Below are 13326 nucleotides of genomic sequence, written 5' to 3' on the forward strand. Positions count from 1 at the left end.
GACGAGCAGCAGCGGGTCCCGGACCTCGGGACCCGCTGCTGCCTTTTCACGACAGCGACATTCCCTGTCACGTCTGAGCGTGTTGCGACTTCTCTACGTCAGTCTTCCAAGCCCAGCCACAGGACCTCGATCCACTCACGAACCGTGACCGGAGATCGAGCACTCTCCGGAGTCAGGGTGGATTCCTGGGACAGACATAGCAGAGCCCTGGGGACGCGACGATGAGGTCGGTCTCCAGGGCACTCGGGGTCGTACGAGGTGAAGCTCGTTCACCAGCCGATGGTCAACCGGGTGTCCGGGCGAGCGACCCTGGCACCGACGGCGAGTGAGTCGTCTGCGGTGGTGGCCGGGTGCTAGAACGCGCGGACGGATTCGATTGTCAGTGGTCCGCGCGACCATGGCGTCCACGACGCCGGAACCCTCCCGCTCCGCTGCCGTGCGGCAAATCCCCGTCTGGGCCGCCACCGTCGGGCCCGGATGGGCCGCTCTGCTCGACCGGTTACACCACGGCCTGCTGGCCCTGGACGCCGACTACCGGATCGAGTCGTTCGGCACGAAGTTCGGCGGCCTACGCATTACCGTCGCCGACCGCTTCATCGAGGGCGAGTTCGACGGGGAGTTCGCCGACCGGGCCACCGCGCTGACCGACGCCGCCGAGACGGACTCGGAGCACACCTGTGAAGCCTGCGGCGAGCCCGGCCGTATCCGCCTGCGCGGCGACGGGCCGCGGGTATGGATGCAGGCCAGCTGCGGCAACTGCCGCGTCCCCGCCTTCTCCCGGTCTGCTTCGCCACCCGGGGCCAGCGGCCCAACGTGAAAGGTCGACGTCGCGCCCGCAGCCATCGGCCGGTGCGGTGGGAATCAGGTAGGCGTGTTCACTCCCGGGTCGCCTGTTCGCGGTACTTGCGCTCCTTGTACTTGCGGATCAGATGCCAGGGGCGGGGGTTGTAGGCCAGGTCACGGCGGGCAGCGTCCAGGAAGGCGCTCTTGGTCTCGACGCACTGTTCGTGCTCCGTGGCGAAGTCGTCCACGGGGAGCATGGCCCTGGTGTCGCGAGCCTAGAAGCGCGGGATGGCGGCGACGAGGTCCTCAGCGGCGGCCAGAACAGGAGCCGGGGCACACAGTCGTATGTCGAGAAGTGCAGCAGGTACCTCGTGCTGGGCCTGGTTGTAGTTCCCCAACGCGTCCTCGCGGAGATCGACAAGTCGGGCGTGTAACCGCCTGTGGCGTCGGCCCCTACGGCCTCGTCGTCGCGGCGCCGGTAGAAGTAGACGATCTGGGTGTCGATGACGTGGGCGATGGCCTCGAGGAAGCGGCGGTAGCTTCGGGCACGGTCTTCGGCACTGCCCACGCGGGCGACCCCGGCGGAGCGGTAGCGGCTGATGGCGGCCTTGGTGACCACGCTGGCGGCACAGACGGCTACGGGGGTGAGAGGTTCCATCCCAATGTTGTCCAACGGCCCCGTCTGATTGCCGGGGGGGTGCTTCTTCATGTAGTCGTCCGCGGATAGGTCCGCGCACTCCGGTGCGCTGTCGTCCGCACCGGCGGCGATCGCGTCGGTGCACGCCTTGATCTGGTCCGCCACCGATAGCTCCGCGCGGGCGCTCGACGTGGCGGCCGGCTTCGACTTCGCGGGCTCGGGCTTGTCGCTGTCGGAGCTGGAGCAGCCCACGAGTGCGAGGCAGGCGGCGGTGAGCAGGGTGGCGATGGCGCGACGGCGCATGAATCCCCCGAGGTGGAGCGTGCTCTGTCGAGGCATCACCAGCCCATAAGGTCAGGGCGTGAAGATCGTGTGATCAATTCGTGACCGATCGCGGGTTCTGGGCTCCCCCGCCCCGCCGTGCCAGCTCTACCCTGCTGCCATGACGCCCCCCGCGACACCGGCCGCCCTCCGCCAACTCCACACCGCCCTAAGGCGGGCCCTTGCCACCCCTGAGATCAACACTGGGGAGAAGCGCGCGGAGCGTCTCCGGACGACGGTATCCACGCTGGAGCGCGCGGCCGCGGACCTACCGGCGGAGGCCCTGCGGAGCCTGGCAGCGTTGTTCCGAAACGACGTCCTCGGCCACCCGAATCAACCCGGCACGGTGTTCGCCCGGATCGCCGCCGGGGAGTACCGCACCCGCCCGCCCTACGGGAGGCCGCTCACCTCGGCGTCGCAGCGGTACCTCATGGACGGCATCGTCGACCTCAACCGGGCCGCCCGCCGCGGGCCGTTCTGGTGGGAGGTGCCCGGAGCCCGCCCCTGGTCCAAGCACACGCGTGTCCCGCTCGAGCCGGGCCAGCACATAGCGCTCCGCCGTACCCTCACTACCCCTGTGGAGGACCGGCGCGAGCCGTACCGGCTGCGGCTCCTGGCCGCACTTGAGGTGCTGTGGGCAACCGGCGTCACGAGGGAGGGCCTGGTCGCCGCTGACACCACGCACCTCTCCCCCGATCTGTCCACGATCGAGCTGACTATGAACCCGCCCGGCCGTACCGAGGCCACCGTGCAGACGCTCCCCCTGCCGGCGAACGCCCGGGCCGTGCTGCGGCTGTGGCTCCCCGTCCGCCGGGCGATCGTCGTAGAGCACCTGCGGGAGGGCCCCGACCACCCGGCGAACCAGGGTCTGTTCGTGACTCTCCGACACACCGTCGGCGTCTACCCGGACGGCTCGCCGCGCAGCGTGCCGCCCGGGGTGCGCATCACCGGCAACGGGCTGGAGACCAGCTACTCGGAGTGGGCCCGCCGGCTCAACGGGGAGCACGTTGGTCAGCCCGGCTGGCCTGTGTCCACCGACCTGTACCTGATCGCCCGCGGCGGCGCCGAGCAGCTAGTGACCCGGTCTTGAGTTCTTGTCTCGCCTCGTGAGTCGCCTTCCGTTTCAGATTCGGGCGTTTGCCAGTCGTGAGGTGGCTGGGGGCGGTGTCCTGGAGGCATGGGGGACACCAGGCTGGAGCCGCTCGTGCTGTCCGGGGATGAGCGGTCGATCTTGCGGAACTGGGCCCGGCGCCGGTCGACGGCGCAGGGCCTGGCCAAGCGGGCCGCGATCGTGCTCGCCTGTGCGGACGGGCTGAGCAATACCGCGGTGGCGGCCCGGCTGGAGACCGACCGCAAGACGGTGCGCCGGTGGCGCACCCGGTTCCTGGCCGAGCGGCTCGACGGCTTGTCCGACGAGCCGCGCCCCGGGGTGCCGCGCACCATCACCGACGCGCAGGTCGAGGAGGTGGTGGTGCGGACGTTGGAAACGGTGCCGGAGGGCGGAACGCACTGGTCCAAGCGGGAGTTGGCCCGCCAGGTGGGTATCTCGCCGACCAGCGTGCACCGGATCTGGCAGGCGTTCGGGCTGGCGCCGCACCGTACCGAGACGTTCAAGATCTCCCCGGATCCGCTGCTGCTGGACAAGATCCGGGATGTGGTCGGGCTCTATCTGGCCCCGCCGGCGAACGCGGTGGTCTTCTCGGTCGACGAGAAACCGCAGATCCAGGCACTGGAACGGACCGCCCCCGTACTCCCGATGCTGCCCGGTGTCCCTGAGCGGCGCAGTTTCGACTACATCCGGCACGGCACCACCGATCTGTTCGCGGCTCTGGACATCGCCACCGGGAAAGTGATCGGCAAGGTGTCCGCCCGCCACGCCGCCGTGGACTTCCGCGACTTCCTGGACCTGCTCGACCACGAGGTGGAGCCCGGCCTGGCGGTCCACGTGATCTGCGACAACCTCTCCGCGCACAAGGCGCCGGTCGTGCACCAGTGGCTGGTGGCCCACCCACGTTTCGCTCTGCACTTCACGCCCACGTACTCCTCGTGGATCAACCAGGTCGAACGCTGGTTCGCGGAACTGCAGCGCCGCTGCCTGGAGCGCGGGGTGTTCTGCTCGGTCGAGGCGCTCCAGGCAGCATTAGAAAAATGGATCGAGGTCTGGAACGAACAGGCCCGCCCGTTCCGCTGGACCAAGACAGCCGACCAGATCATCGACCGGATCTGCCGCTACTGCGACAGGATCTCCGGACCGGGTCACTAGAAGCCGCGGGGCAGTAACGGGGTCGCCGAGATAAGCTCCAAAGCGGCTCGCGTTGGTCTTGAAGCCTCTGGCGGAAGATACAGCTCAAGTGATTTCTGGTTGGGTGTCGTTGAGGTAGATCCGGGCGACCTGGACGAATCTCGCCGCCGTTTCCTCGAACTCGCTGGTCACGTGTAGCACGCGTTCCAGAGCGTTTTGGGGGAAGAGGGACGCGTCGAGGAGGAGTTCCTCGGCCTGGTCATCGGTCAGCAGCCCGCCGGTGTCGTACACCGCCTGTCGGGCTTCCTGGTAGGCCGCAAACCAGCGGGCCGCTGGGGTCTGGAGTCCGTTCTCATGGTCTTGCCGGGCTTGGTCGTTGCGGTTGGAGAGGGCCCCTCGCTCGTCCGGTTGGGTCTGGGCGAGGACGCGCTGTACGTCGCGGAGCGCTTGGAGGGCGGTGGTGGCACGCTCCTGGGTCCGGGCGGCGTTGTGCAGGGTCCGCCAAGCCTCCATCAGCTCGGCGTCGTTGTAGATGAACTGGGCAAGGGCCCCGCCGGTGGCCACCACGGCGTCGGCGGCGGTGAGGACGGAGGGTGGACCTTCGAGTTCAACCGCGATGTAGGCGTCCCGGAGGGCGCGCTGCGCCTCGCGCAGTGGGTCGGGGTTAGTTCGGCCTGGGACCTCACTTCTCAGCGTCTGCCGGAATCCGTGCGTGGCCGCGATGAATCCCACGTACGCGGTGCGCTGGGCGATGCGGTTCTGCTGTTCCAGTGCTCCGGCGTACTGGAACCTGGCCGTAGTCACCGCGGCGCGTACGGTGGCCTCGGCCTGGTCCTTGCTGCCCTTACGCTGGATGTGGGCGGCGGCAAGCGTGCCAGCACTACCCAGGACGACGCCGACAAGCCCAGCACCAGCGGCGACGAGTGCGGAGTCCACAGTCGTTTCCCCCTTCTCACGCGGGATATCGCGCCGCCTGATCGCCCACGTCGGCATCATCGAACTACCTGTCAAAGCTTCAAGATCATGCCATGGCCCCTTTGGGAATTGTCTCGGCAATCCAGTACCGGCCCGCGAGCGCCTCACGGATGCTGGCTACCGAAGGCGTTCCAAGGGGACACCGGCCCGCAGTTGACGATGGCGCGTAGCCGCCCGTTCACCATCGAGTCAGGCCGTCTCGATCCCCCTATTACTTGGACGGCGTATCGGACACCAGGAGATGCCGCTCACCCGGCCCAGGCGGGATGGGGTAGGGGCACCGTTACAAGCCCGACGCCCCTCCCTCGGACACCAGCCGCGAGGTACGGCGTTGGTATTGAGCGACGCTAGAACCCTCAACAGATAGAGCGGCAATGGCCCCGCTATCCTTCCCTCTGCCCTCCGGCCAGCCTCACCCATGGCCGGGCAGGGGCAGACGAAGAGGGGAGCCGTGGACGGGGAGCTGATCACCGCGATCGCCGCAACGGTGGTGAGCGCGGTCGCCACGGGCTACGCCGCCAGGCAGGCGCACATCGCCAAGGGTGCCGCCCGGTCTGCCGAGGCCCAGGTAGCCCTGATGCGCCGGCAGATTGAGGGGGAGGAAGCGGATCGCTTCGAGGCCCGCGGACCACAGTTCAGTATCGAAGCGCCCTCACCGATGAATCCGACGTCAACGTGCCGCGCGGAAAGCTGGTGATTAAGCAGGACTCCGGACCGCCGCTCACCTCGATCACCGTGCGCGCGACCGGCGAAGGAGTGGAGGGCATGCGGGGCGCATACATGTACGACCCGCACAGCCACACGGACTACGGCCGTGAGCAGACCATCGACATCGGCCCCATGGCCGCTGGCGGGACGCACGACGTCTACGTTGATCTGGACTACCACACTCGCGACACGACCGTTCACCTCAGCTTGGAGTGCCAAGGCCAGGCTGGCGACACCTGGCAGCGTGCCATCGCCGCGCGAGTGGAGCCGCTGCCCGAACCACCGCTCTGGCGAGGGAGAGGCCAGACGGCTCGCGGCTGAGCGCTCTATGCGGCTCTCCCTCCCCTACCTTGCGGCTGGCTCAAGCTCCGGGGCCTACGCGGGGCGTGGGCTGGGCCGGTGCCGTCGTAGGGGACGGCATGGCCGGCGGTGAGGAGGTTGGTGTTCAGGCAGGCGCCATCGGCGCTCATGAGCGTGGCGAGCCAGCGGCCGTACTTCTCCCGGCGGTGGGTCCGGACCACCAGCGCGGCGGCGTACCGCTCGAGCCACTCGGCGGCCCAAGCGTTGCGGGCACTACCACTTCCGTCACTCGGAGCGGGCCGTGCTCGATGGGATTCCGGTGCGTGCGTCAGGAGATCCTCGACCGGGACGGCTCGGCCGATGCGTTGGCGGTGCTCGACCTGGACGACGATGTCCCCGCGCTTCGAGGCGGTAGCGATGGGCTGAGCGCCTCTGCTCCCGCGGCGCGACTGGTTTGTCAGCCGCTCAGGCAACGCCCGATGACTCGGAACTGCTAGTCCGAGTCATCGGGCTTCGCCATTCAAACCCCTTTCATTCTCGATTCGAATGACCTATATGAGATAGGATGCCATCTACACACCTCATACGTGAGGGCTTTTCGATAGACCGAGCAATGACCATTGTGATCGCAGGGGGAGACGAGGGGTTCATGGCGAAACTGTCCTATAAGGTGCCGAGTTCGCTGAACAGGAGCTTCCTCGACCACGAGATCACGCTGAGCAAGGGAGGTTGGGCGGCCAAGCCCTCCCCGATCAAGCAGCTGCTCTTCTTCGGCGGCGGCATCCTCGCCCTGCTGTGGTTCAGCACGTCGACGTTCGTGGCGAGCTCGGGCCCAGTCGCCATCACGTTCTTCGTTCTTTGGGGACTGGCGGCGATCGCCTACTTCGGCGGGCTGGTGAAGACGAAGGAGCTGCGCATTATGCGCGTGCCGGCCTTGCTGGCGTATCTGCCCCGGAAGGCCCGCCACGTCTTCACCCGTCGTAGCTCGAACCCCACGGACTTCTACTCGATCGTCGGCATCGACGGGATCGACGAGGACGGGCTGATTCACTTCTCCGACGGCGGCGAAGGCCGGGTCTACCTGGTCGTCGGCTCGGCTAGCTACCTGCTCTTCGACGAGGACCGGGTCGGGATCCTCGATCGGGTCGACTCCTTCTGGCGCAAGGTCGAGACGGCCTGCGAGCACAGCTTCATCACGACGAAGGAGCCGCAGCGGGTCTACCACCAGGTGGCGAACCTGGAACGGCGCAACCAGACCCTGCAGGTCCGCGATCCCGATCTGATCGAGCTGCAGAACGAGCAGTACGACATTCTCACGCAGCACGTGGGCGGGAAGTTCACCTCGATCCACCAGTACCTGCTACTCAAGGGCAAGAACGCCGACGCACTGCGCAAGGGGCACCAGGTCCTCCAGGCCGAGGTCGGCGGCTCGACTCTGATGATCAAGGAAGCCACCATGCTCGACCGCGAGGAGGCCCTGCCGATGCTCCGGGTCTTCTACCAGGGCATCGACGACGAACTGCTCGATCTCGAGGCGTCGCTGAACTGACCAGCGCCAGGCCGGCCACCACGACGAGGAACGAACGAAGGACACCATGGCGCTGATGACGAAAGTCCGGGCACAGCTCGGCATTCCGGGAAAGAAGCCTGACGAGACGAATGAGACCGCGGAGCTTGTGGTCGATGATCCGCGCGCGGATGGTGCTGCTCAGGCTGAGGGCGTGCAGGACGCTGCGCCGGCGGACGGCGCAGCCGATGAGGCCGCCGAGCCGAAGACGAACTGGTGGCAGCGCCGCCGGGAGGTGAAGCACCTCCAGGGCACGTTCGACGCCTACCCTCACCTGCTCGCGCTGAAGCCGAAGGAGAAGTACCTCTTCCGCTCCGACTACTTCGAGGTCGACGGCTCGGTCGCCTGCATCCTGGCGTACTTCCACGACGACGCCGCGCACGACAATTTCGCCGCCTTCTGGGGTATCGACCGGATCCCGGACGGCCTGGACGAGCGGGTCACCGCCGTCGTGCTTGAGCAGGTCAAGCGGATGGATGAGAAGTGGATCGACTCGTACACCAAGCAGTCGGAGAAGCTGGACAGGCTGGATGCGAACGAGCAGGAGGAGACGGGCACGACCTCCTCCAGGCGCAAGGCCGCGAAGATCTCCGGTGACCTCGGGATCACGATCGGTGAGATCCAGGACGGTGCGAGCTACCTCTCGGTGCACAACCGGCTCTTCCTCAAGGCCCCCGATCTGGCGACCCTGGACGACACGATCGACCGGGTCACGCGTCTGTACATCGACCGATTTGGCACGCTGAAGGCTGCGCCGTACGCCGGCGAGCAGCGTCAGGAGCTCTCGGGCCTGTGGAAGAACAACGAGAAGAAGAAGGGCGCGGGCTTCCACTTCACCTCGACCGAGCTGGCCGGCTCGTACTCGCTGGTGACCAATGGCCTCAACGACCGAGGCGGCGAGTACGTCGGCTACATGGTCGGCGACGTCAACAACAGCGCCGTGCTCATGGACGTCAACGCCTACGACCACCACGCGATCGTCGCCGACGCCACGCTCAGCGAGTACCTCGACCGCCAGCGGGTGGCCAACATGTGGTGCTCGAAGATCTCTCAGGCGGCGCTGCTGAACAACGGCCAGGTCGTCCACCTCATCCTCGACGGAGCGAACCTCGACAAGCTCGGCCCGAAGTTCGAGCGGCTCACCTCGCGCGTGGACCTGAATCAGGGCGACGTGAACATGTTCGAGATGTTCGGCGAGGAGGAGGACGAGCTGACGGTCTTCTCCGCCCAGATGGAGAAGCTCAAGCTGATGTTCGAGCAGCTCTACGAGACCAGCGACGGAGCGATCGGCTCGATCATCCGCAGCGCCCTCGAAGACACCGCGACCGACTTCTACATCGAGCAGGGCATGTGGCGGCACAACGCCAAGGAGCAGCGTCACCGCCTGCGCGTGGTGAACATCCCGCACACCCAGGTGCCGCGTCTTCAGATGTTCGTCTCCTACGTGGCAACCGCGCACAAGGCACTGCTGAACTCCAGCAAGACCGACCCGGACCAGCTGCGCGCCTACAACGTGCTCAGGGGCATCGCCAACGCGATGCTGAGCACCAACGGCGACCTGTTCAACAACCACACGGCCTCGGCCGTGGACGGGGTCCGGGATTCGCGGCGCGTGGTCTACGACTTCTCGCGGCTCATGCGCCGCGGCAAGGGCGTGGCGATGGCGCAGCTGGTGAACATCGTCGGCTTCGCCGTCGGCAAGCTGGGGCTCGGCGACACGGTGATCATCCACGGCACCGAGCACATCGACGACCGGGTGAAGAAGTACATCAAGGACCAGTTCGACCATATGCACGAGCGCGGCGGCCGGGTGGTCTACAGCTACAACGACGTCGACAAGATGCTGGCCGACAGCGACTTCAACAAGTTCGACGCCGCGGACTACACGCTCTTCGGCCCGATGCGCGACGGCACGGTGGCGGAGTACCAGAAGCAGCTGCACCAGCGGATTCCGCCGGATCTCGCCCAGCTCATCACGACCAAGGGCGAGAACCTCACGTACCTGCGCCGGGGCGTCTCCAACGTGGTCTTCCACCTGGACCTGGCACTGGGGATCAACCCCTACCGCGAGGCCCAGCGCAGGCAGGTACGCCTGGAGGCGGCCAGGGCCGAAGAGGCGGCGCGGATGGACGCGATCATGCACGACAAGCCGGCACCGGGCGCGAACCTCACCAGCATCCGGAAGCACAGCGAGGGCGGCGACGGCGAGGCTGACGCGGGCCAGAGCGACGGGGGCAAGCGCCGCGACGGCAAGAAGAGCCTGCAGCAGCCCGAGGATGGCGCAAGGCGACCGGCGAGGAAGTCCAAGCCGAAGAAGCTGGTCCAGGCATGAGCGAGGTCAGCACTGATACGGAGGCGAGGAGTAGGGGAGAGACGATGAACGGGACGATCGCGGCGGTGGCGCGGCTGCGGGCCTGGGCCGGCCACGGCGGTGGCGGAGCCCGCCAGGGCAGGCTCGCGCGCGGGCTCGCCCTCGTGCTCCTGGCCGCGCTGTTCGTGCCGGTCCTCATGATGGCGACCTCTTCGCCGGCGTCCGCGGACGACGAGAAGGAGCGCGACAACTACAGCCTCTACCAGCTGGCTTCGAATGCGAGCTCGTACTTCAGCGAGGAGAACTCGCCGTCGAACGACAAGGGCATGCACGAGAACTGGAAGCCGGTCACGAGCAGTCCTGCTTCGGGTGGTTCCATGCTCGGCTACGCCGACCCGGACTTCAGCCTGGGCAACATCGTGGGCTGGTTCTTCGCCGAGGTCTCGGGGTCCTCGCAGACCGTCACGTACGAGACGCTGGCAGCGAAAGACGACAAGGGCAACGCGAAGTACTCGGGCATGCTCGACTACGCGCACTTCGGGGCGGCGAACGCTGACCTCGGCCTGGACACGATGTCCTCGGGCATCGGCGGCCAGATCGTGAGCGTGATTGGAGGCTCCGTCATCTGGGTCCTCTACGCCCTGGCGCTGGCGGTCGGCACGCTGTTCTACGTCATCCTCCAGTTCCTGAAGCTCATCAACCCCTTCATGTGGTTCTACCAGGCGGTCAGGGCGGTCAATCCGACCTTCGCCGACGGGATGACGGGAGGTGACACCGGAGGCGGCGCGCTCTCGGGTCTGCAGCACTGGATCAGTGGCTGGTATGGCCTGCTTGTCGATATCTCGTGGCAGGTGCTGGTGCCGATCTTCATCGGCTTCCTGCTCATCGGCCTGGTCATGTTCAAGAAGATGGACCGGGGTTCGGCGATCAAGAAGCTCATCGTGCGCGTCGTCTTCATCGGCGTCGGTCTGCCGCTCATCGGGTCGATGTACACCAGCGTGCTCGACAAGTTCGACAACTCGGTTCTCGGCCAGCATGCCGGTCCGACGCGCGTCGTGCTGAGCACCTACGTCGACTTCGAGGCGTGGATGATGAACGACCGCCTCGGGATCCCGGACCAGGCCACTGTCTCCTGGAACGGCGACCAGGCGAGCTCTGACGCGATGATGTCGGTGCGCACGAGCGCGCTGGCGATCAACAAGCAGTCCCATGGAGCGACGTTCAACGGCATCAGCATCGGCACGAAGGTCAACGACGCCGAGTCGGCCTGGAAGGACGGCACGGTCTCCGTCGGCACCGGTGCGTCGGATGACTTCAAGGCGGTGTTCTCGACCTTCGGGATCATCGGCAAGTACATCGGCAGCAACGAGATCGCAGCTTCCGACTTCGAGTCGGGGATCAAGAGTTCGATCACGCAGCTGGACGAGAGCGCGGAAGTCAAGAAGAGCTGGTTCGTCGACAAGGACAGCTACGGCGACGTGGAGGATTTCGGTGAGGAGGAGGGGCCGAAGCCGGTGGATCACCCGGTGATCTCGACCGACGGCACGGGCCTGACCTCCTCTCGTCCCGGCAAGGACTCGACGGTCTTCACGACGATGGGGACAAAGGCCGGCTGCGGCTTCACGGTGGGCAAGACGCCCTCCTCGTGCAACCTGTCTCCCCTGGCGGCGTACAACTATCTCAACACCGGGTTCAGCCCCAGCTCGCTGAGCATGTACAGCTCGAACAACGCCACGTCCGGCTTCACGCGCGAGAACCACATGGCCGTCAGCCAGGTGGGCACGGGGCCGGCGAAGTTCATGTACTGGTCCAACTCAGCCACGGTCCTGGGTTCCATCGTTCTGCTCGGCTTCTGGTACGCCATCGGCATGCTGGCCGGCTCGGTCAAGCGGATTTTCGGCCTCGTAGCGGCCGTGCCGTTCGCGACGCTGGGCGCGCTGGCCGCGATCGCCAAGGTGATCGTCTACTCCATGGCACTGATCCTGGAGGTCCTCGTCACGCTGTTCATCTACCAGTTCGTCTCGGAGTTCCTGATCTCGGTCCCGGACATCATGGCCGGGCCCGTGTCGAGCTTCATGAGCCCGGGCGGCCTGTGGGGCAGCGCTGCGCTCGGCGGGATCATCGTGGTGATCCTGACGCTCATCTCGTCGCTGCTGATCATGGGCATCACCTTCGCTCTGCTGCGGGTCCGCAAGACGGTGCTGCAGGCGATGGACGAAGTGGTCACCAAGCTCGTGGACAAGTTCCTGGAGACCAACACCACGCCGAAGCCGGACAAGGGCGGGCTGATGCCTGCTCTGGCCGCAGGTGCAGGGGCCGGCGCGGGTATGGCCATGGGCAACAAGCTCGCCAACGGGTTCAACAACAAGACCAGCGGCCCGGCGTCCCCGAGCACGGGCAAGCCCGCGGGCAAGACGGCGTCGACGAACGCCGGCGGCACGAACGGCGACGCCACGGCTCTGACTGCTGGCAAGCAGGCGCTGGCCCTGGAGGGCGGCGGCGAGGGTGGTCCAGGCGATCCGAACAGCCCGGCACTGGACGGTGGTCCTGGTGGCGGTGGCTCCGGTGGCGGTGGCGGTCCTGCTGGTGCTCTGGGCGTGTCTGGCCAGGGCGACGGTCCCGACGACAAGGGCGGTCCGCTGCAGCTGACCAGTGGCGGAGCGGGCAGCTCGCACTCGGACAAGCAGACGGCACAGAATCTGAGCAACCAGGGCGGCCTGTCGAATCTCGGGTACACCTCGGATGGCAACAAGGTCATCCCCGGCGAGGTTCTGGCCTCGTCCACGGAGCCGTCGAGCTCTCGCGGTGGCGCTCAGGGGCAGAGCAGCGTCGGCGGCGCTGGTTCTGTTCCGACCAGCGGAGGCCGTAGGGCCGTCGCCGGCCAGACGGACCCGACGCAGTTCGGCACGGGTGCCCAGGGTGCGCAGAGCCAGCAGGGCAGCAACCAGCAGGCTGCACCGCAGCGCTTCAGCGGCGGAGCTGCTTCTGGTCTTGTGCCTGTCCCTGCTTCCGGGCAGCCGGCCGCGCCGAGCACGCGTCCGACGCGATCCGCTCAGGACACCCCGGCTCCGAGGCAGCTGGGAGCCGGAACGTCGGCTCCTCGTCCCGTGGCCGCTCCGGTTTCGGGTCAGACTCCGGCTGCGCCTGGTGCGCGGACACCGGCTCGGACGCAGGCAGCGCGTCAGCCGGGTTCGACTCAGGCGTCGACGCCGACACCGCGCCAGACGCCCGCGCCGCGGGCTCAGGCACCGCGGACGTCGGCTCCTGCACCGGCTCCTTCGCCGCGGCAGGCTCCGGTTCCGCGTCCTCGTCCCCGTCCGCGCCGGGTTGCCGATCCGGCCCCTCAGAGCGTGGAGACTCCGGAGCCGCAGCAGCGGCCGGCCGGTGGTCTTCGCCGGGGCCGGCGCGAGAAGCCGCAGGACTGATCGGGCGAGCGTGGAGGGCTGACGCACCCGGTGAGGACGACCATTGCGATCGTCCTA

10 protein-coding genes are annotated in these 13326 nt (G+C 67.2%); 8 read left to right on the plus strand and 2 right to left on the minus strand.

Features of this window, described 5'->3' with window-relative positions:
* Nucleotides 1-397: 397 nt before the first annotated feature.
* Nucleotides 398-817, plus strand: a complete 420-nt coding sequence (locus tag ACIOC0_RS19555; RefSeq protein ID WP_402156315.1) for a hypothetical protein — start codon at nt 398-400, stop codon at nt 815-817.
* Between the two features lie 58 nt (nt 818-875).
* On the opposite strand, the gene ACIOC0_RS19560 is transcribed toward ACIOC0_RS19555, so the two are convergent.
* Nucleotides 876-1040 (minus strand): hypothetical protein, encoded by a 165-nt coding sequence (locus ACIOC0_RS19560; RefSeq protein WP_402156316.1) that lies wholly within the window; start codon nt 1038-1040, stop codon nt 876-878.
* 1002 nt (nt 1041-2042) lie between these two features.
* Between ACIOC0_RS19560 and ACIOC0_RS19565 the strand changes: the two genes are divergently transcribed.
* A complete protein-coding gene (locus ACIOC0_RS19565) occupies nt 2043-2831 on the plus strand; it encodes a hypothetical protein (protein WP_402156317.1) in 789 nt (262 codons plus the stop codon).
* An 87-nt stretch (nt 2832-2918) separates the two neighbouring features.
* Nucleotides 2919-4004: an IS630 family transposase gene (locus tag ACIOC0_RS19570; protein WP_402156319.1), complete on the plus strand. Its 1086-nt coding sequence runs from the start codon at nt 2919-2921 to the stop codon at nt 4002-4004.
* Between the two features lie 84 nt (nt 4005-4088).
* Here the strand turns inward: ACIOC0_RS19570 and ACIOC0_RS19575 are convergent, their stop codons facing one another.
* Entirely contained in the window at nt 4089-4919 is an 831-nt protein-coding gene (locus ACIOC0_RS19575) for a hypothetical protein (RefSeq protein ID WP_402156320.1), read from the minus strand.
* Between the two features lie 490 nt (nt 4920-5409).
* Here ACIOC0_RS19575 and ACIOC0_RS19580 point away from each other — a divergent pair, with 490 nt between their 5' ends.
* From ACIOC0_RS19580 to ACIOC0_RS19600, 5 genes are all read left to right on the plus strand, one after another.
* Nucleotides 5410-5655 carry a hypothetical protein gene (locus ACIOC0_RS19580; RefSeq protein ID WP_402156322.1) on the plus strand — a complete coding sequence of 82 codons (246 nt, stop codon included), beginning with the start codon at nt 5410-5412 and terminating at the stop codon, nt 5653-5655.
* Nucleotides 5652-5987 (plus strand): hypothetical protein, encoded by a 336-nt coding sequence (locus ACIOC0_RS19585; protein ID WP_402156323.1) that lies wholly within the window; start codon nt 5652-5654, stop codon nt 5985-5987. The genes ACIOC0_RS19580 and ACIOC0_RS19585 overlap by 4 nt, the downstream gene beginning before the upstream one ends.
* Nucleotides 5988-6579: 592 nt before the next feature.
* A complete protein-coding gene (locus tag ACIOC0_RS19590; protein ID WP_402156325.1) occupies nt 6580-7515 on the plus strand; it encodes a hypothetical protein in 936 nt (311 codons plus the stop codon).
* A gap of 172 nt (nt 7516-7687) precedes the next feature.
* Nucleotides 7688-9865, plus strand: a complete 2178-nt coding sequence (locus ACIOC0_RS19595) for a hypothetical protein (RefSeq protein WP_402156326.1) — start codon at nt 7688-7690, stop codon at nt 9863-9865.
* Nucleotides 9862-13269, plus strand: a complete 3408-nt coding sequence (locus tag ACIOC0_RS19600; RefSeq protein ID WP_402156327.1) for a hypothetical protein — start codon at nt 9862-9864, stop codon at nt 13267-13269. Before ACIOC0_RS19595 ends, ACIOC0_RS19600 begins: the two co-directional genes overlap by 4 nt.
* The last annotated feature ends 57 nt before the right edge of the window (nt 13270-13326 follow it).

It is taken from the genome of Streptomyces sp. NPDC088254, assembly GCF_044740925.1.
Taxonomy (GTDB): Bacteria; Actinomycetota; Actinomycetes; order Streptomycetales; family Streptomycetaceae; genus Streptomyces.

What these genes read in the sequence shown, in the direction of transcription:
- ACIOC0_RS19555 (WP_402156315.1), top strand. Translation starts at nt 398, where the DNA reads ATGGCGTCCACGACGCCGGAACCCTCCCGCTCCGCTGCCGTGCGGCAA.
- ACIOC0_RS19560 (WP_402156316.1), bottom strand. Translation starts at nt 1,040, where the DNA reads ATGCTCCCCGTGGACGACTTCGCCACGGAGCACGAACAGTGCGTCGAG.
- ACIOC0_RS19570 (WP_402156319.1), top strand. Translation starts at nt 2,919, where the DNA reads ATGGGGGACACCAGGCTGGAGCCGCTCGTGCTGTCCGGGGATGAGCGG.
- ACIOC0_RS19590 (WP_402156325.1), top strand. Translation starts at nt 6,580, where the DNA reads ATGACCATTGTGATCGCAGGGGGAGACGAGGGGTTCATGGCGAAACTG.
- ACIOC0_RS19600 (WP_402156327.1), top strand. Translation starts at nt 9,862, where the DNA reads ATGAGCGAGGTCAGCACTGATACGGAGGCGAGGAGTAGGGGAGAGACG.